We start from the raw sequence: 19,893 nt of genomic DNA, 5'->3' as shown, positions 1-19,893 counted from the left end.
CCCGCTGCGCGGTCCAGCGGGAGCAAGCTCCCTCGCCACGAGATCTACTGGCCCGAAGAGACTTGCACTGGCACGGTCAGTTCAACCCGCAGCCCGTCCGGGCGGCTGTCGAAATGCAGGCCGCAGCCGCAACGCTGGACGATAGCCTGGACGATCGCCAGGCCCAGACCGCAGCCGGTGCTGTGGCCGTTGCGCCAGAAGCGTTGGGTCAGGTGCTGGATATCCTCAGCGGCGATTCCGTCGCCATGATCACGTACCAGGAAACGCACGCGCTGGCCGATCATCTCCAGGCTCAGTTCGACCTCGGCATCGGCCGGGGTGTGGCGCAGGGCGTTCTCCAGCAGGTTGCGCAACGCGGCGATGGCCAGCACCGCCGGCATTTGCACCGGCGCATCGGACAGCGGCGGCGATACGTGCAGCCTGATCCGCTGGGGCGCGCCGCCTGCCGCATCCTGGATCGCCAGTCGCGCGACCTGCTCGGCGTTGCATTGCACGCCATCATCAAACGAAAGGCTGCCCTCGACCCGCGCCAGCAGCAACAGTTGCTCAAGGGTACGGTGCAAGCGGTCGGCGCCCTCCTCTGCCCGGGCCAGGGACTGATCGCGCGCAGCCCCCTCGGTCATGCGCGCCACTTGCAGGTGGGTCTTGATGGCCGTCAGCGGGCTGCGCAATTCATGGGCAGCGTCACCGGTCAACCGGCGCTCGCGCTCGATGGTCTTGCCGATACGCTGGAACAGCTGGTTCTGGGTTTCCAGCAAGGGCCGCAGCTCGCTGGGCAGCGGATGGATCTGCAGGGGTTCGAGGGAATCGGCGTTACGGCGCATCAACGCATCACGCATGCGATTGAGCGGCGCCAGGCCCTGTCCGATGCCCAGCCACAACAGGCACAGGCAACCGAGCAACGCCACGCCGACCGGCACCGACGCTGCCAGCAGCACCGACAGGTTCAACGCTTCGCGTTCGATCTGGCGATCGGCCGTGGTAATGCGCAAATCGCCTCGAACCAGGGTAAAGCTGCGCCATGGCGCACCGTCGATAATCTGGTCATGGAAGCCTGTCTTCTCGGCTTCCAAGGCCTGTTCCGGGTTACCGTGGCTGCGCGCCAGGATCTCGCCGCGCAAGGAACTGACCTGACAGGCCATACCGCCCGGGATGCTCAACTGCTCCGAGCTCAAGTGCGTGCCTTCACCTTTGCTGGGCACCGGTGGCAACTGCTCCAGCAACCCGGCGACCATCCGCGCCGAAGCCACCAGGCGCTGGTCGAGGGAAAACATCATCTGGTTGCGCAGGTCGCTGAGCATCCAGGCCGCGGCCAGGGCCCAGATCAGGGTGAAGGCCGCGCCGAGCGTCAGGCTCAGCCGCAGTCGCAGGCTCATCACTTGGAGGATTCCCCGCCATCCGCCGGCCCCAGCCGATACCCCAGGCCACGCACCGTCTCGACAATGCCGTTGCCCAGCTTGCGGCGCAGATGGTGGATATGCACGTTCAAGGCGTTGCTTTCCAGCTCGTCACTGAACCCATAGACACTGTCCTTGAGTTGCTCGGTGGATAACACACGACCGCGACTGTGCAGCAGCGCCTGCAACAGCGACTGCTCGCGGCGCGAGAGGTCCACCGGCTGGCCGCCCAGGGTGGTTTCGCGGCTGCTGGGGTCGTACGTCAGGCGACCGTGCTCGATCAGGTTGACGCTGCGCCCCGCCACGCGCCGCAGCAAGGTATGCAGGCGTGCCGCCAGTTCCCGCAGATCGAAGGGTTTGAGCAGATAATCATCGGCCCCGGCCTGCAGGCCGTCGACCCGATCGGTCACCGAGTCACGCGCGGTGAGGATCAGCACCGGCGTCTCCAGGCCTTGCTGGCGCAATTGCTTGAGCAGCTTGAGGCCATCTTCATCGGGCAGGCCAAGATCGAGCACCATGACATCGAATTCGGCGACACCCAGCATCGCCCGCGCCGCCGAGGCGGTGGCGACGTGTTCGACGGTCAGGCCTTGAGCGGTGAGCCCGGCGACAATGCCGCTGGCGATCAACTCGTCGTCTTCGCAGACCAGTACACGCATGGTAAGCCCCGTGGAAAAAGGTACATTAGGCCGCCGGCCGATTAAGTCGACATTATGCGACGAGTACGCCAGGCATGGGTGATCTTCGCTGAAAACCGGCCGTCGCCGGGTTAATCGACGGTTAATCGCCAGCCACCAATGTGCATTCCACTTGCTTCGTTCTAAGGCTTTATCCATGCGTCGATTGTTTTTGCTGTGTCTACTGCTGATCTCGGGTCTGGCCCAGGCCGCCAATCCTTTCGAGACCAAACCCGACTTCCTGCCGGTGGAAAAGGCCTTCGTCTTTACCTCCGAACGCCTGGACTCGGGTGAGACCCAGTTGTTCTGGCAGATCGCCGACGGTTACTACCTGTATCAGCAACGGCTCAAATTCGACGGCCTGGCCGACGCGCAGAAGCCCAGGCTGCCCGAGGGCGAAGCGCACAGCGATGAGTTCTTCGGCGACCAGCAAGTCTATCGCCAGGCACTGGAGCTGAAGATTCCCGCCGGGGCCACCGGCAAGATCAAGGTCGGTTTCCAGGGTTGTGCCGACGCGGGCCTCTGCTATCCGCCCCAGACCCAGGTGGTCGACCTGGGCGGCGACGCACCGGCCACGGCCAGTGGCGAGGCGCAGGACCAGGCCCTGGCCAGCGGCCTGCAACAGCGCGCGCTGGGCTGGAGCCTGCTGGTGTTCTTCGGCCTGGGGCTGCTGCTGGCGTTTACCCCGTGCTCGCTGCCGATGCTGCCGATCCTGGCGGGGCTGGTGGTGGGCAGCGGCGCCGGGCCCCGGCGCGGCCTGGCACTGGCCGGCAGTTATGTCATCAGCATGGCGCTGGTGTACGCCGCCATGGGCGTGCTTGCTGCGCTGTTGGGCGCCAATCTTCAGGCACTGCTCCAGCAACCCTGGCTGCTGGGCACTTTCGCCGCGGTATTCGTGGTGTTGGCGCTGCCGATGTTCGGTTTCTTCGAACTGCAACTGCCAGCCGCTCTGCGTGATCGATTGGAAAATGCCGGCCGCCAGCGCCGCGGCGGCAGCCTGGTGGGCGCGGGCATTCTCGGGGCGTTGTCCGGCCTGCTGGTCGGCCCCTGCATGACCGCGCCCCTGGCCGGCGCGCTGCTGTACATCGCCCAGAGCGGCAACGCGCTGCATGGCGGGTTGATCCTGTTCACCATGGGGGTCGGCATGGGCCTGCCGCTGCTGTTGCTGGTGACCGTCGGCAATCGCTTCCTGCCCAAGCCCGGTGCCTGGATGAACCTGCTCAAGGGCGTGTTCGGCTTCCTGTTCCTGGGCACCGCGCTGCTGATGCTCCGCCCGGTCATCGATGGCTCATTGTGGATCGGACTGTGGGGCGCGTTACTGGTTGTCGCCGCCTATTGCGCCTGGCGCCAGACCCAGGGCTTCGGTCGCGCCGCCTATCTTTGGGGCAGCGTATCGCTGCTGTTCGGCCTGTGGGGTAGCGTGCTGGTGATTGGCGCGGCGGGCGGCAGCGACGATCTGTTCAGGCCGCTGCAGGTCTACAGCGGCGCCAGGGGCAGCGCCACCGTCAGCGCCCACGATGCCTTCGTCACGGTCAGCGAGCCCGCCGCCCTGCAGCGCGAACTGGACGCCGCCAAGGCGCAGGGCCAATGGGTGTTGCTCGATTACTACGCCGACTGGTGCGTGTCCTGCAAGATCATGGAAAAACAGGTGTTCGGCCGCGCCGAAGTGCTCGACGCCCTGAAAGGCGTGCGCCTGCTACGCCTGGACGTCACCGCTGACAACGCCGCCAGCCGTGAGCTGCTGGGTCGCTACAAAGTGCCGGGGCCGCCGAGCCTGTTGTGGATCGGTGCCGACGGTGAAGAGCGCCGCAGCCAGCGGATCACCGGAGAAGTGGACGCCGAGGCGTTCCTGGAACGTTGGAACATGACCCGGAACGCACGCTGATGCTGACGTTTACCCTGGGCACCTTTGCCATCGCCCTCAATCATCTGCTGCTGATCAGCGCACTGGCCTTGGCGACTTTCGTCGGCTGGCGCGTGGCCAAGCGCGGCGGCGAGAACCCCGAGTCGGTGCTGTTCGGTCTGTTTCTGCTGGGGCTGCTTGCCGCGAGAATCGGCTTCGTCGCCGCGTACTGGAACCATTACCGGGACGACCTCTGGCAGATCGTCGATTTACGCGACGGCGGATTCCTGGCCTGGCCTGGCATCATCGCCCTGCTGGTCGCCGCGCTGCTCTGGGTGCGTCGCCGACCGGCCCTGCGCAGGCCCCTGGGCTTCAGCGTCGGCAGCGGTCTGCTGTTCTGGCTGGTGGCGACGATGTCGCTGACGATCTACGAGCAAGGCACCCGGCTGCCGGAGATCGAGCTGCGCAACGCTGAAGGCGAAACCGTGAACCTCGCCGACTACCAGGGCGGCCCCTTGGTGATCAACCTGTGGGCCACCTGGTGCCCGCCTTGCCGACGGGAAATGCCGGTCCTGGAAGAGGCGCAAAAACAGCGCCCGGACCTGACGTTCCTGTTCGTCAATCAGGCCGAAAGCATGCAAAGCGTCAGCACCTACCTCGCCACCCAGGGCCTGAGCTTGACCAACGTGCTGTTCGACGGCAGTGGACGCCTCGGCCAGGCCGTCGGCTCCATGGCCTTGCCGACGACCTTGTTCTACAACGCCGAGGGTCGCCTGCTGGGCAGCCACCTGGGCGAACTGTCGGAAGCGAGCCTGGCCCGCGCCCTGGAAAATTTCGAAACGCCGGGTTCCACCACGGCGATCCACCCCGCGACAAGGAAATTGCCATGCCCCGCCTCCACCACCTGCTGACCCTGGCCTTCGCCGGCGCACTGCTACAAGCGCCGCTGCTTCAGGCCGAAGAGCTGCCCGCGGCGATCAAGAAGATCGAAGCCAAGGGCGCGAAGATCGTCGGCACCTTCGACGCACCGAACGGCTTGCGCGGCTACGCGGCGCAGTACCAGAGCCGCGGCATGACGCTCTATCTGACGCCAGACGGCCAGCATGTGCTGCTGGGCAACCTGTACGACGCCGATGGCAAGGACCTGAGCCTCGAACCCCTGAAAAAGCTGGTCTACGATCCGATGTCGAAGGAGATCTGGGCGAAGATGCAAGCCAGCAACTGGATCGCCGACGGCAGCAAGGACGCACCGCGCACCGTGTACCTGTTCAGCGACCCGAACTGCCCGTACTGCAACATGTTCTGGGAGCAGGCTCGGCCGTGGGTCAATGCCGGCAAGGTGCAGTTGCGCCACATCATGGTGGGCATCATCCGCGAAGACAGCCCGGGGAAATCAGCCGCATTGCTGGCCGCCAAAGAGCCGGAAAAAGCCCTGGCGGACCACGAAAAGGCCGGCAAGGGCAGCCCGCTGAAACCGCTGAAAGAAATACCGCCGGCGATCCAGGCCAAACTGGACGCCAACCAGCAGTTGATGGATGAACTGGAGCTGTCCGCGACCCCGGCGATTTTCTACCTGGACGACCAGGGCGACCTTCAACAGCAGCAAGGCGCGCCCTCGCCGGACAAGCTGGTGAAGATTCTCGGGCCGAAATAAACCCCGGCCACCTGTGGCGAGGGAGCTTGCTCCCGCTGGGTTGCGCAGCAGCCCCAAAAAAGCATAGGCAATCAATCTGAAGAACCGCAGCAAGAGAACCAGGGGCTGCTGCGCAGCCCAGCGGGAGCAAGCTCCCTCGCCACGGGTTTGAGCAGCAATCAATGCCTGTGTTTCAGGAACCCCAGCAACGCCTCGGTCACAAACGCCGGGTTCTCCAGGTTGGAAATATGCCCCGCCTCGGGAATCAGCACATGCTCGCAGCCGATCAATTCAGCCATCTCCAGCGCCTCGGACGGTGGCCGTGGCTTGTCCTGGTCACCACACATCACCAGCGTGCGCTCGGCGTTCAACGCGGGCAGCTGCCCCAGGATGTCGTCCCGACCAAAGATGATCCGCCCCAGCGGCACGATGCTGTCGCGCAGGCGGTCGGCTGGCAATGCCGCCAAGGTGGCGCGGAACTGCTGGTAAAGCGCTGATTGCGGGTCGATGCCGGGCCGGAAGAAAATCGGCACGACGATGTCCAGCAACGGCTCCGGGATGCTACCGCTGGCCTCGATGTTGTCGAACAGCGAAAAATAGTACAGACGGGTCGGCTCCGGTTCGACGCCCACATAGGTGTCCATCAATACCAGCGACCGCACGCGTCCGGGCGCCGCCAGCGCCAGGCGCGCGCCCCACATGCCGCCCACCGACAGCCCCACCAGGCTGAAGCAGTCGATGCCCAGCTGATCGAGCAACGCCAATGCCTGGCGAGCCAGATCGTTCAGCGAGGACGTATTCTCGGGCAAACGTCCGGACTGGCCGTGGCCCCACAGTTCAGGGACGATGACCCGATAGTGCTTCGACAAGGCGTCAATTTGCGGCGCCCACATGCTGTGGTCCCACAAATAGCTGCTGCCGAGCACCACCACCGGGCCCTGGCCCTGGTCGAGGTAATGGAGCGGTTGTCCGTCGATCGTTGCGAAGGGCATGAGTGAATTCCTTGATTGAGTCCGGAAAAACCTTCGGGAGACTGGGCCGCGATGAGCGGGTCGTCAACTTTGAGTTTTGCGTTGTTCATGCAGACGCCTTCGCGAGCAGGCTCGCTCCCACATGGATCATGTTGACCAATCCACTGTGGGAGCGAGCCTGCTCGCGAAAGGGTCCTTATAGACGCCGCAAAACTACATTCCTTCCAATTCCGCCATCAAATCATTCAGTCGATCGACTTTCTCCTCGGTGATTTCATTGGCCCCCAGCCCTGCGATGTATTCGGCCAGTTCCTGCACCGTGCTGCACTCGAACATGGCCCTGAGCGGCACGTTGCGCTGCAAGGCTTTTTGCACGCGCGAGGCGATCTGTGTGGCCAGCAATGAGTGTCCGCCCAGCTCGAAGAAGTTGTCGCTTACGCCCACCCGCTCGACCTTCAGCACCTCGGCCCAAATGTCCGCCAGGGTCTGTTGCAGCTCGTTGGCCGGGGCCTGGTAATCCTGGCTTTGCAACTGGCCGATCTCCAGGGCCGGCAAGGCCTTGCGATCGAGCTTGCCGTTGGCGTTCAGGGGCAGGCGGTCGAGCCACAGCCAGTGCAGCGGCACCATGTATTCCGGCAATTCGCTGCGCAGGCGCTGCTTGATGCGATCCAACCGCTCGGTCGGGCTCAGCGTCGCGTCGGCGGCGACCAGATAACCCACCAGATGCCTGCCATTGGCGCCCTCCTGCACGCCCACTGCCGCATCACGGACTTCGGGCTGTTCATGCAGACGCGCTTCGATTTCCCCCAGTTCGATGCGATAGCCGCGAATCTTCACCTGGTGGTCGATGCGCCCGACATATTCCAGCACCCCATCGCTGCGGCGGCGCGCCAGGTCACCGGTGCGGTACAGCCGGTCGCCCGGCGCCCCGAACGGATCGGGCACGAACACCGGCGCCGTGCGCAGCGGATCGCCGACATAACCGCGCCCGACCCCGGTGCCGGCAACGCACAACTCGCCCACCGCGCCCAGCGGCACCAGTTCCAGCGCACCGTCGAGCAGGTACAGGCGGTTATTGTCGGTCGGCGTGCCGATGGGCAGGTAGCTGCCGCGCGTCGAAGCCAGGTCGACCCGGAAGAACGCCACGTCATCGGAACATTCGGCCGGACCGTAGGCATTCACCAGGCCAATGTCCGGATAACGCAACAACCATTGATGGGCCAGTTCCGGCGGCATTGCCTCGCCGGTCGGAAGCATCCAGCGCAGGCCATCCAAGCCGATGCGTTCCTCGGCGAGCATGCCCTGGATCAACGATGGCACGCTCTCCAGCACGCTGATGCCCTGGCGTTTTACGTGTTCCAGCAGCCCTTGCGGGTCGTGGGCGATGGCATTGGGCACGATGTCCACCCGAGCACCGAACAGCGGCGCGGCAAGGAACTGCCACACCGAAATGTCGAAGCTCTGCGACGCCGTCTGGGCAATCACGTCCGTCTCGTCCAGCGCCAGGTAAGGCACCTTGCTGAGCTGGTTATTGAGCATGCCCCGCTGCTGCACCATGACGCCTTTGGGCAAGCCGGTGGAACCGGAGGTGTAGATCACGTAGGCCAGGTTGTCCGGCCCGCTGTAGAGGCGCGGATTGTCCCGCGACACATCGCTGGCCTGAACGGTTTCCCAGACCAGCAGCTTTGGCCGGCCGGCGCAGGCGAACTCTTCCAGCAAGGCCAGCGCCTGTTCATGACAGGCCTGGGTGCAGACCAGCAACGGCGTGCGGCTCAGTTCGATGATGCGGCTCAGGCGCTGGCTCGGCAGGCCCGGATCAAGCGGCAGGTAACCGCCGCCGGCCTTGAGGCTGCCGATGATCATGCCCAACAGGTCGAGATCGCGTTCGGCCAGCAGCGCCACCGGTTGATCGAGCCCGACGCCAGCGGCGACCAACGCATGGCCGAGGCGATTGCTGCGCTCGTTCAGCTCGGTGTAAGTGCAGCGGGCCTCCAGGCAACTGGCGGCGATGCGTTGCGGATGGGCCGCCACCTGGGCCTCGAACAGCTCGACGTAACTGCGCTCCAGCGGATAGGCGCGCTCGCTCTGGTTGCAGCCTTCGATCAGGAAGTCCTGTTCCGCGCTGCCAATCAGCGGCAGCTCGGCCACGTCACCGTGGAAACCTTCCATCAAGGCCAGCAACAATCGCTTGAACTCGCCCAGCAGGCCCTGGACGGTGGACTCATCGAAATAGCGCTGGTCGTAAGACAGGTGCAGCCCCAGGTCATCGCCCGGATAACAGACCGCCGTCAACGGGAAGTTGGTGTGGGTGCGGCCCGAGTCCGAGGTGGCATTGAGACTCTGGGCACGATCCAGCACCGAGACTTCCACCGGTGCGTTCTCGAACACGAAGAGGCTGTCGAACAGCGGCTGGCCCTTGGGCAGTTCGCTGACTTCCTGGATGCTCACCAGCGGCAGGTATTCGTACTCGCGCAATTGCATGTTGCTGTCCAGCAAGCCGTTGAGCCACTGACGCACGCTGCAACGCTGGTCATCGCCCGGGATCTGCACCCGCAGAGCGACGCTGTTGATGAACAAGCCCACGGTGCGTTGCATCTGCGGCAATTCCACCGGGCGCCCGGCCACGGTGACGCCGAAGAGTACGTCCCGATCGCCGCTGACCCGGCGCAATACCAGGGCCCACGCGGCCTGGGCGAACGTATTCACGGTCAATTGATGGGCCTGGGCCAGTTCTCGCAGTCGCGCGCCGTCCCGAGCGTCGAGCCGGGTGTAGCAGTCACCGACGACCATGCCGCCACTGTCACCGGCGTGTTCGCGCAGGAACGGGCGATCGGCGGGGATCGGCGTGGTCCGCTCGAAGCCTTGCAGGTTCTGCTTCCACCACTGCCGGGCTTCAGCCAGGCCCTGGCGTTGCAACCAGCCGATGTAGTCGCGATAACGCGGCGGCACGGCCAGCCGGGGCTCGCGATGTTCACCGAGGGCGGTGTAGATCTCGAAGAAATCATCCATCAGCAGTGAACGGCACCATGCATCGATCAGGATGTGGTGGTTGCTCATCATGAACCAGTAGCGCGCCGCGCCGACCCGGATCAATCGCAGGTGAAACGGTGCCTCGTTGAGCAGATCGAAACCGGCCTCGCGCTCGCGCTTGAGCAGCGCCTGGAGCTTGGGCTCCTGATCGTTCTCAGGCACGTGCAGCCAGTCGAGGTATTCCACCGGCGTGCGCCCGGGCTTGTGGATGATCTGCAGCATGTCTTCGCCGACGTTCCAGCAGAACGAAGCGCGCAAGGCTTCGTGGCGGGCAATCACCGCCTGCCAGGCCTGGGCGAAACGCTGCGGGTCCAGTTCGCTGTTGATGCGGTAGCGGTCCTGCATGTAGTACAGGCCCGTGCCCGGTTCGAGCAGGGTGTGCAGCAACATGCCTTCCTGCATCGGCGTCAGCGGGTAGACATCCTCGATCTGCCCGGCCGGCACCGGCAGGTTGTCCAACTGTGCCTGGGTCAGTTTTGCCAGCGGGAAATCCGACGGCGTCAGGCCGCCCGCCTCGTCCGCCAGGCAATGTTCGATCAGCCGCTGCAACTCGTCGAGATAGGCCTCGGCCAGCGCGACGATGCTTTCACGGTCATGCCGCTCGGCACTGAAGGTCCAGCGCAACAGCAGTTCGCCGCCGCTGACCTGACCGTCGACGCTCAGCTCGTTCGGCAGTGGCGCGTCAGGGTCATGAATGGCGCCAAGAGGCGCATCCAGCGGTTGGAACAACGCGTCCTGGCCGAGCGTATGGTCAAGCTGACCGAGGTAATTAAAAGTGATCGCCGCTTGCGGCAAACCGGCCATCGCCTGGCGTGTGCCGGCGTCCGCCAGATAACGCAGCACGCCGTAGCCGAGGCCCTTGTGGGGCACCGCGCGCAGTTGCTCCTTGATGGCTTTGATCGACGCGCCGACATCATCGGCCGCCGGGCTCAGGCGCAGCGGATAGACACTGGTGAACCAGCCCACGGTGCGCGTCAGGTCGACGTCATCAAACAGCGCCTCGCGGCCATGGCCTTCGAGCTGGATCAGCGCCGATTGCTGATTGCCTTGGCGGCACAGCACGCGGGCGAGCGCCGTGAGCAGCAGGTCGTTGACCTGGGTGCGATAGGCGCTCGGTGCCTGCTGCAACAGTTGCCGGGTACGCTCGGCGTCCAGGCGCACGCTGACGCTTGCGGCGTGTCGCTCCTGCCGCCCGCCGCCAGGGTTCGCGCAAGGCAGCGTAACGTCCGGCCCGCTCAGTTGGTCGCGCCACCAGTTCAATTCCTCGCGCAGGGATTCGCTGCCGGCGTAGGCCTGCAACCGCGCAGCCCAGTCACGCAACGGGCTGGTCTTGGCCGGTAACCGCAGCGGCTGCCCGCCGGCAGATTGGCGGTAAGCCGTCTGCAGATCGTCCATCAACACCCGCCATGAAACTCCGTCCACCACCAGGTGATGGATGGCGATCAGCAGGCGCTGCCGACCGTCCGGCAAGTCCGCCAGCACGGCGCGCAGCAACGGCCCGCTCGACAGCTGGAAGCCAAGCTGCGCCTGGGCAAACAGCGCTTCGCAGGCTTGTGTGGACTGCACCGAAATATGCTGCAGCAACGCCCCATCGAACAAGGGCTGGTGCTCGGCGCGCCAATGCCCGGTGGTATTGGCGAAGCCAAGGCGCAAGGCATCATGCTGCTGGAAAACAGCCTGCAGCGCCTGCTCCAGAAGCTGTGGTTCGAGCAGCGTGGGCGGCTCCAGTAGCAGCGCCTGGTTCCAGTGGTGACGGTTGGGTATCTCGCTGGCAAAGAACCAATGCTGGATCGGCGTAAGCCCCGACTCACCGCTCAACAGCCCCTGCTCGACACTCACCTGCTCGCTGCGGGTGGCGATGGCGGCCAAGGCCTGCACGGTCTGGTGCTGAAACAGGTCTCGCGGCGTGAAGTGGATGCCCTGCTGCCGGGCACGGCTGACAACCTGGATCGACAGGATCGAATCGCCGCCCAACTCGAAGAAGTTGTCGTTGAGGCCAACCTGTTTGACGTTCAGCACGTCGCACCAGATCGCTGCCAGCGCTTGTTCCAGGGCATTGCTCGGCGCCACGTATTGCTGGCGATTGAGCTCCGGATCGGGCATCGGCAAGGCGCGGCGATCGAGTTTGCCGTTGGCGGTCAGCGGCATGCTCGCCAGCAGGATCAGGTGAGTGGGCACCATGTACTCCGGCAGTTGCGTCTTGAGGTGCTGCTTCAGCGCTTCGCGCAGGGCCACTTGTGCCATGGCGTCCTGCTCGGCGATGTCGCTGGCCAGATAAGCGGCCAACTGCTTGCCGCCCGGCATGTCGAGGGCCAGGACCACCGCTTCGCGCACGGCGTCGTGCTCCAGCAGGCGGTTTTCGATTTCCCCGAGTTCGATGCGGAAACCGCGAATCTTCACTTGATGATCGATTCGTCCCAGGTACTCCACTTGGCCGTCGGCACGCTGGCACACCAGGTCGCCGGTGCGGTACAGCCGACCGCCATCGGCGGCAAACGGATCGGCGACGAAGCGCTCGGCGGTCATGCCCGGACGCTGGTGATAACCCTGGGCCAGGCCGGCGCCACCAACGTACAGCTCACCCGTCGCGCCTGGCGGCACCAACGCCAGGTCCGCGTCGAGAATGTAGGCCCGCCGGGCGCCGATCACGCTGCCGATCGGTACGCTGCCCGCGCCCTCCTCCAGTTGTTCCGGCGCCAGGCTCGCCAGCGGCATCACCACCGTCTCGGTCGGACCATAGGCGTTGAAAAACAGGCTCGGGCTGAACGCGGCGCGGATGCGCTGCAGGTGTTCGCCGGTCAAGGCTTCGCCACCGGTGATGCACATGCGTACCGGCAACGTTTGCCCCTGGGTCGCCAGCCATTGCGCCAATTGGCCGCCATAACTCGGGGTAAAGCCGAGAATATTGATGCGGTGCTGACGGATCAGCCCGCAAATCTCCTGAGCATCCCACTGGCCCTGGGCGCGCAGCACCACGTGAGCGCCGCTGAGCAAAGGCACCAGCAGGCGCTCGGTGGCCGCGTCGAAATTGATCGAATAGAAATGCAGCTCGCAGTCGTCCGGGCGCATGCCGAAACGGCGGATCACCGCCTGGCAATGCATGGCGATTTCACCGTGGGACACGACCACGCCCTTGGGCTTGCCGGTGGAGCCGGAGGTGTAGATCAGGTACGCCTGGTGCTGCGGCAGATTGATCAGCGACGGCGACTGGTCCGGGTACTGCGCCAACGCCTCGCTGTCGTCCTCCAGGCACCAGCGCTGCACGCCAGGCGGCAATGGGCCGAGGGCCTGGAACATGGTCCGGTCGCTGAGCAGCAGACCGACGCCACTGTCTTCGATCATGTAGTGCAAACGGTCCAGCGGGTATTCCGGATCCAGCGGCACGTAGGCGCCACCGGCCTTGAGGATCGCCAGCAGGCCGATGACCATTTCCAGCGAGCGCTCCAGCGCCAGGCCCACCCGTACCTGCGGCCCGACGCCCCGCTCGCGCAGCATCCAGGCCAGGCGATTGGCGCGGCGTTCGAGTTCGGCATAGCTCAGGGTCTGCCCGGCGAACGTCAGCGCGGCTGCGTCGGGACGCGCCCGGGCCTGTTCTTCGAACAGCACGTGGAGGCATTGATCGAGGCGATGCTCACCGGGCTCGACGCCCAGGCTGTCGAGCATTTGCTGCTGCTCGCCGACGCCAAGCAACGGCAATTCGCTCAGCCGCCGAGCCGGATCGACCAGCAGCGCCTCCAACAGGTTGCGCCAATGACCGGCCATGCGGGCGATGCGCGGCTCATCGAACAGATCGGTGCTGTAGGTCAGGCAGCAACCCAGGCGCTGGTCGAGGTCGGTGACTTCCAGGTTGAGGTCGAACTTAGTAGCGCGGGCGTCGTTGACCAAGTAGTCGACGCTCATGCCAGCCAACGTGCGGCTCTGTTGGAATTCCCAGCGCTGGACGTTGCACATCACCTGGAACAGCGGGTTGTAAGCGGCACTGCGCGGTGGCTGCAGGGCTTCGACCAGATGATCGAAGGGCAAGTCCTGGTGGGACTGGCCTTCGATCACGGTGTGGCGCACCTGCTCGAACAGTTCGCCCACCGACATTTGCCCGTCGAGCTGGCAACGCAGCACCTGGGTATTGAGGAACGCGCCGATCAGCCCTTCGCTTTCCGGGCGGATGCGGTTGGCCACCGGCGCGCCGATGCGCAGGTCGGTCTGGCCGCTGTAGCGATAGAGCAGCACGGCCAGGGCGGCGGTCATGGTCATGAACAGGGTCAGGCCACGTTCGGCATTGAAGGTGCGGACCCGCGCGGCCAACTCATCGCTGAGGTCGAAACGGAACAGTTCGCCACGATGACTTTGCACCGGCGGACGCGGGCGATCGGCGGGCAGCTCCAGCAAGGGATGTTCGCGGCCCAGTTGGGCGGTCCAATAGTCCAGCTGACGCTGGCGCTCGCCGGATTCCAGCCATTGGCGCTGCCAGACGCTGTAGTCGAGGTATTGCACCGGCAACGGCTCCAGCGGCGACTCGCGATCATCGACGAAGGCTTCATACAGCGCGCTCAGCTCACGGGCGAAAATATCCATCGCCCACCCTTCGGTGACGATGTGGTGCAAGGTCAGCACAAAGTAATGCTCATGCTCGGCGGTCTTGACCAGGCAGGCCCGCAGCAGCGGCCCGGTTTCCAGGTCGAAGGGTTCGTGGGCCTCGCTGTCGGCCAGTTGCCGGACCCGTTGCTGGCGCATGTCGGCGTCGAGCATCGAGAAATCCTTCCAGCCCATGCGCAGGCCCGTCTCGCCGTGCACCTGTTGGCGAGGCACGCCTTCGATGCTCGGGAACGTTGTGCGCAGGGTTTCATGACGCAGGATCAAGGCCTGCAACGCCGCTTCAAAGCGTCCGACATCCAGCACCCCGCGCAACCGCGCCATGCCGCCGACGTTGTAGGCCGGGCTGTCCGGCTCCATTTGCCAGAGGAACCACATACGCTGTTGGGAATAGGACAGCGGCACCGGTTGGCTGCGGTCGACTTTCTCGATCGGCGGCTGGCGGTTGGTCTGGCCGCTTAGCTGAATCAACCGCACCTGCTCAGCGAAGGCGCCCAGCTCACTGGCCTCGAACAACGCGCGCAGCGGTAGCTCGACATCGCAGGCCTGGCGGGTGCGGGAAATGATCTGGGTCGCCAGCAACGAATGGCCGCCCAAGGCGAAAAAGTCGTCGCGCAAGCCAACGCGCTCCAGCCCCAGCACGTCGCGCCAGATGCCGGCGACCCGCTGTTCAAGGGCGCTGACCGGCTCGACGTGCTCGCGCACTTGCCACTGCGGCTCGGGCAAGGCGCGACGGTCGAGCTTGCCGCTCGGACTCAGGGGCATGACGTCCAGGCGCAGCAATTGCGCAGGCACCATGTAGTCGGGCAATTCGCCGACGAGGGCGTTTTTCAGGCGAGCAGCCTGGACGGTTTCATCTTCATCGACATCGACCGCGGTGTAGTAGCCGATCAATTGCGCACCGGCCGCGGTGTCACGTACCAGCACCGCCGCTTGGGCGACGCCCTGCTGGGCGAGCAGTCGCGCTTCGATTTCCTGCGGCTCGACCCGGAAACCACGCAGCTTGACCTGCTGGTCGAGGCGACCGAGGTATTCGATGACGCCGTCAGCGCCCCAGCGCGCCCGGTCGCCGGTGCGGTACAGCCGCGCGCCGGCCGAACCCAGCGGGTCGGCGACAAACCGCTCGGCCGTCAGCCCCGGTCGTCCCAGGTAACCCCGGGCCAGGCCGAGGCCACCGATGCACAATTCACCCGGCACACCGACCGGCACCGGATTGAGGTCGCTGTCGAGGATGCGACAGAGCACATTGGCCAGCGGACGACCGATCGGCGAGCGCTCGCCATCGGCTTCGCTGCAGTGCCAGTGCGTGACGTTGATAGCGGTTTCGGTCGGGCCGTAGCGGTTGTGCAGTTGCACCGCCGGCAGTTGCGCCAGCACCCGGTTGCGCAACTCGGCCGGCAACGCTTCGCCGCCGGAAAAGATCCGCCGCAAGCTCGTGCAGCGGGCGCTCAACGGCTCCTCGAGGAACAGGCTGAGCAGCGGCGGTACAAAATGCAGCGTGGTCACGCCAAACCGCTCGACCAACTGCGCGATACGGTGCGGGTCGCGGTGCTCGCCGGGGCCGGCCAGTACCAGTTGGCAGCCGTTGATCAGCGGCCAGAAGCACTCCCACACCGACACGTCGAAACTGATCGGCGCCTTTTGCATGAGCACGTCGGTTTCATCCAGCCCATAGGCGGCCTGCATCCATTGCAGGCGCTCGGCCAGGGCGGCATGGGTGTTGCCGACGCCCTTCGGCTGACCGGTCGAACCGGAGGTGTAGATCACGTACGCCAGATGCTCGCCATGCAAATGCAGCCCCGGCGGATTGCTCGGCCATTGCTCCAGATGCAGGGCGTCCATGGCGATGACGCTGACGCCTGCGCAGGCCGGCAAGCGGTCCAGCAAGGCGGTTTGGGTCAGCAGCAGATCGACGCCGCTGTCACCCAACATGTAGGCCAGGCGCTCGGCCGGATAATCGACATCCAGCGGCACATAGGCGCCCCCCGCCTTGATGATCGCCAACACGCCGATCAGCAACTGCGGCGAACGCTCGGCGGCAATCGCCACGCAGACGTCCGGGCCGACGCCTTTGTCCCGCAGGTAATGGGCCAGGCGATTGGCCTGGGTGTGCAGCTCGGCATAGTCCAGCGCACCGCCGTCCCACTGCAACGCGGTACGTTGCGGGGTGCGGCGGGCCTGTTCGTTGAGCAGTTCCGGCAGCCACTGGCTGGCCGGCTCGCAAGGCGCCGAGCCCCATGGCACCTGTTGCGCGGATTCAGCGTCGCTCAACAGCTGCACGTCGCCGATCGCCTGTTGCGGGTTGCTGCAAACCGCCCGAAGCAGGCTGCAAAAGTGTTCGGCCAAGCGGGCGACAGTCGTCGCCTCGAACAGCTCGTCAGCGTAATCGAACGACAGCGTCAGCCGTCCGTTGCGGTCCTCTTCGCTATGCAACTGCAAGTCGAACTTGGCTTCGCGGCTGTGCCACGGCAACTCATCGGCCAACAGCCCCGGCAGGCGCCGCAACGCGCCGAGGTCGCGCTGCTGATGGTTGAACATGACCTGGAACAGACCTTGGTCCCGCGCCTGTGGGTACGCTTCCAGCAGTTGTTCGAAAGGCAGGTCCTGATGCGACTGGGCGCCCAGCGTGGCTTCCCGGGCCTGGGCCAGCAGCGCGGCGAATGGCTGGCGCGAATCGGTTTGCGCGCGCAGCACCTGGGTGTTGATGAAGAAGCCGATCAGGCCCTGGGTTTCCCGGCGCGGGCGGTTGGCGTTGGGCACGCCGATGCGGATGTCGGACTGGCCGGTGTAGCGCTGCAGCAGCGCCTGGAATGCCGCCAGCAAGAACATGAACGGCGTGGCGTCATGGGCCTGGGCCGTCCGGCGCAGGGCATCGCCGATGTCCTTGTCCAGGCGCAGGCTGTGGCGCGCGGCGCTGCGCTGATGCAGGGCGCTGCGCGGATGATCGGTGCTCAGCGCCAGGGTCGGATGCTCATCGCCCAGTTGCTGTTTCCAATAGGCCAGTTGGCGCTCGGCTTCACCTTGCCCGAGCCATTGGCGCTGCCAACTGCCGTAGTCGGCGTAGTGCAGCGGCAACGGCGCCAACTCGGCGACCTGTCCCTGGGACGCCGCGGCATAGAGCCGTGAGAATTCCTCGATCAGGACGTTCATCGACCAGCCATCGGCGATGATGTGGTGCATCGTCACCAACAGTTGGTGGTCGTCCTGATCCAGGCGCAACAAGGTGACCCACAGCAGCGGACCCTTTTCCAGATCGAACTGCGTGGCGGCTTCGTCTTCGCGGATCTGCCGCGCCCGCGCTTCGCGCTGGTCAGCGGGCATGTCGCAAAGATCGATCACCTGAAGATTGAACTCGCCGGCCGGATCGATTTGCTGCAAGGCCACCCCATCGCGTTCCAGGAACCGCGTGCGCAGGGACTCATGGCGCTCGATCAATTGCTGGAAGCTGGCGCGCAAGGCGTTTTCGTCCAGCTCGCCGCGCAGGCGGATGGCGCCGGGAATGTTGTAGGCACGGCTTGCCGGATCCAGCTGCCAGGTTAGCCACAAGCGGTTTTGCGCCAACGATTGCGGCAGCGGCTCGTGGCGTGGCAACCGGCTGATGGCGCCCTGGGCCTGGCCGCCGTCCTGCTGCAGGTTCGCCACTGCCGCGGCAAAAGCGCCGAGCGTTGGGGCTTCGAAGAGCAGGCGCAGGTTGAGCTCCAGGCCGAGGGTTTCGCTCAGCCGCGCAATGACTTGGGTGGCGGCGATGGAATTGCCACCCAGCAGGAAGAAATGATCGTCGCCCTGGACCTGGTCGACCTGTAACTGCTCGCACCAGATCTGGCCAATCAGCGTTTGCAGCTTCGATGAAGCGCCCGCCTCATGGGTTTGCACCTCGACCGAGGGAAACAGCGCATAGCTGTCGAGGCTGCCGTCAGCCAGTCGTGCCCGGCAGGCCGAACGCTGCAGCTTGCCGCTCGAAGTCTTCGGCAAGGCCCCTGGGTTGAGCAGCACCACCACGCTCGGGGCTTGCTGGCAGGCATCGGCCACGGCCTGGCGAATCGCTTTGATCAAGGCCTCGGCCGGGAGGATTTTCTGCACGCTGCGGCTGATTTCCGCGGCAATCCCGATCCCCTCTTCGCCGCCGTTGTCGACCGCGAATGCAGCGACCCGTCCCTTGCGCACCACCTCGACTTCGCGTTCTACGGCTTGCTCGATGTCCTGTGGATAAAGGTTATGCCCGCGCACGATGAGCAAATCCTTCAGGCGCCCCGTGATGAACAGCTCGCCTTCGCGCACAAAGCCAAGGTCGCCGGTGCGCAGCCAGGTGCGGCCGGCATGCTGGACGAATGTCCTGGCGCTGGCCTCGGGGTTGCGCCAGTAACCGTGGGCGATGCTCGGCCCGGCGGCCCAGACTTCGCCGACCTGATTGTCGGCCAGCGGCTGTAGCGTGGCGGGCTTCACGATCAGTATCGCGTGGTCCGGCTGGCTCACGCCGCAACTCATCACTGCGTTGCCCTGCCCCGGCTCGGCGCGGTTTTGCGCCAATGCCGCGTCATCCATTCGCATCGCGGGGATCCCTCGGCCACGCGGCGTGCCGGCGACGAACAGGGTGGCTTCGGCCAAGCCATAGGAAGCCATGAAACTGTCCGGCGTGAAGCCGCACGAGGCAAACTTTTCGGCGAAGCGCTCCAGGCTGTCGAGGCGAATCGGTTCGGAGCCGGAATAGGCCACGCGCCAATGGCTCAAGTCGAGGCGCTCCAGGGCCGACTCACTGACCCGCTCGCTGCACAGCCGGTAGGCGAAATCCGGGCCGCCGCTGATGGTGCCGCCGTACTCGCTGATCGCTTCCAGCCAACGCAACGGTCGGGCGAGGAAATACGCCGGCGACATCAGTACGCACGGCACCCCGCTGAAGATCGGTTGCAGCAAACCGCCGATCAGGCCCATGTCGTGATACAGCGGCAGCCAGCTGACAATGACGTCGTCGGGATTCACGTCAATCCCGAAGCCATGCCGGATCAGCGCTTCGTTGGCCACCAGGTTGCCGTGGCTCACCTGCACCCCCTTGGGCAACGCAGTGGAGCCGGAGGTGTATTGCAGGAAGGCGATGTCGTCGTCTTGCAGGTTCGGCGCCCGCCATTGGCCGGCGTGGGCCGGATCGAGGATATCGACACAGAGTACCGGCGGTGCCGATTCGATGGCCTGCAGCGTGTCGCGCACCTCACTGCTGGTGAGCAACAGCCGCGGCTGGGCGTCGGCGATGATCGACAGCAGACGCTCCTGATGGTGGCGGCGGGTGGACTCGGGTGGGTAGGCCGGAACGGCGATCACGCCGGCGTACAGGCAACCGAAAAACGCCGCGACGTAATCCGGGCCGCTCGGGAATAGCAGTACGGCGCGATCACCCAGTTCCGCCTCGGCCTGCAAAGCGGCGGCGATGGTCCGGGCGCGCAAGTCCAGGTCGCGATAACTCAACACGACGCCCTGCTGCGGGGTGTCGGCAAGAAAGCGCAAGGCCACCCGGTCCGGCGTCAACGCGGCGCGGCGCTGGAGGGCATGGGCCAGGGTGCTGGGGAGTTCGAACGCGTCGGTCATGTGGGGTTCCTGCCTGGATTCGGCTTGCAAGTGGTCACCCTTGGGAACGGATTACACCGGCAAATAATTAGTCGCAGGCCTTGCCTCCGCGCATCCGGATGATCATCGGTCGGCGCCACGCCGCGGCAACGGGTCGCAGTTTCCAGGCTGGACTTCCGCCTATCAATAATTCTTC

7 protein-coding genes are annotated in these 19,893 nt (G+C 65.2%); 3 read left to right on the top strand and 4 right to left on the bottom strand.

Going from position 1 to position 19,893, the window contains the following annotated elements:
- Window positions 1-44: 44 nt before the first annotated feature.
- Both J3P94_RS09425 and J3P94_RS09420 read right to left on the bottom strand, forming a co-directional pair.
- Window positions 45-1,379 (bottom strand): ATP-binding protein, encoded by a 1,335-nt coding sequence (locus J3P94_RS09425; RefSeq protein WP_434572873.1) that lies wholly within the window; start codon window positions 1,377-1,379, stop codon window positions 45-47.
- On the bottom strand, window positions 1,376-2,056 hold the full coding sequence (locus J3P94_RS09420; RefSeq protein ID WP_305499838.1) for a response regulator: 681 nt from the start codon (window positions 2,054-2,056) through the stop codon (window positions 1,376-1,378). The genes J3P94_RS09425 and J3P94_RS09420 overlap by 4 nt, the downstream gene beginning before the upstream one ends.
- A gap of 175 nt (window positions 2,057-2,231) precedes the next feature.
- On the opposite strand from J3P94_RS09420, the gene dsbD reads away from it, so the two are divergent.
- The 3 genes from dsbD to dsbG are packed head-to-tail and all read left to right on the top strand — an operon-like array spanning window position 2,232 to window position 5,571.
- Window positions 2,232-3,959, top strand: a complete 1,728-nt coding sequence (dsbD, locus tag J3P94_RS09415; protein WP_434572870.1) for a protein-disulfide reductase DsbD — start codon at window positions 2,232-2,234, stop codon at window positions 3,957-3,959.
- Window positions 3,959-4,828, top strand: coding sequence for a prolipoprotein diacylglyceryl transferase family protein (locus J3P94_RS09410; RefSeq protein ID WP_434572868.1), 870 nt, complete (start codon window positions 3,959-3,961; stop codon window positions 4,826-4,828). Before dsbD ends, J3P94_RS09410 begins: the two co-directional genes overlap by 1 nt.
- Window positions 4,804-5,571 (top strand): thiol:disulfide interchange protein DsbG, encoded by a 768-nt coding sequence (dsbG, locus tag J3P94_RS09405; protein ID WP_434572866.1) that lies wholly within the window; start codon window positions 4,804-4,806, stop codon window positions 5,569-5,571. Before J3P94_RS09410 ends, dsbG begins: the two co-directional genes overlap by 25 nt.
- A 158-nt stretch (window positions 5,572-5,729) precedes the next feature.
- Here the strand turns inward: dsbG and J3P94_RS09400 are convergent, their stop codons facing one another.
- Window positions 5,730-6,542 carry an alpha/beta fold hydrolase gene (locus tag J3P94_RS09400; RefSeq protein WP_434572864.1) on the bottom strand — a complete coding sequence of 271 codons (813 nt, stop codon included), beginning with the start codon at window positions 6,540-6,542 and terminating at the stop codon, window positions 5,730-5,732.
- 192 nt (window positions 6,543-6,734) lie between these two features.
- Window positions 6,735-19,718 (bottom strand): non-ribosomal peptide synthetase, encoded by a 12,984-nt coding sequence (locus J3P94_RS09395; protein ID WP_434572862.1) that lies wholly within the window; start codon window positions 19,716-19,718, stop codon window positions 6,735-6,737.
- Between the last annotated feature and the right edge of the window lie 175 nt (window positions 19,719-19,893).

The sequence above is a fragment of the Pseudomonas sp. Z3-8 genome, from assembly GCF_051131975.1.
Classification (GTDB): domain Bacteria; phylum Pseudomonadota; class Gammaproteobacteria; order Pseudomonadales; family Pseudomonadaceae; genus Aquipseudomonas.
This window is presented reverse-complemented; position numbering and strand designations above follow the sequence as displayed.

What these genes read in the sequence shown, in the direction of transcription:
- dsbG (WP_434572866.1), top strand. Translation starts at nt 4,804, where the DNA reads ATGCCCCGCCTCCACCACCTGCTGACCCTGGCCTTCGCCGGCGCACTG.
- J3P94_RS09420 (WP_305499838.1), bottom strand. Translation starts at nt 2,056, where the DNA reads ATGCGTGTACTGGTCTGCGAAGACGACGAGTTGATCGCCAGCGGCATT.
- J3P94_RS09410 (WP_434572868.1), top strand. Translation starts at nt 3,959, where the DNA reads ATGCTGACGTTTACCCTGGGCACCTTTGCCATCGCCCTCAATCATCTG.
- dsbD (WP_434572870.1), top strand. Translation starts at nt 2,232, where the DNA reads ATGCGTCGATTGTTTTTGCTGTGTCTACTGCTGATCTCGGGTCTGGCC.
- J3P94_RS09400 (WP_434572864.1), bottom strand. Translation starts at nt 6,542, where the DNA reads ATGCCCTTCGCAACGATCGACGGACAACCGCTCCATTACCTCGACCAG.
- J3P94_RS09395 (WP_434572862.1), bottom strand. Translation starts at nt 19,718, where the DNA reads ATGACCGACGCGTTCGAACTCCCCAGCACCCTGGCCCATGCCCTCCAG.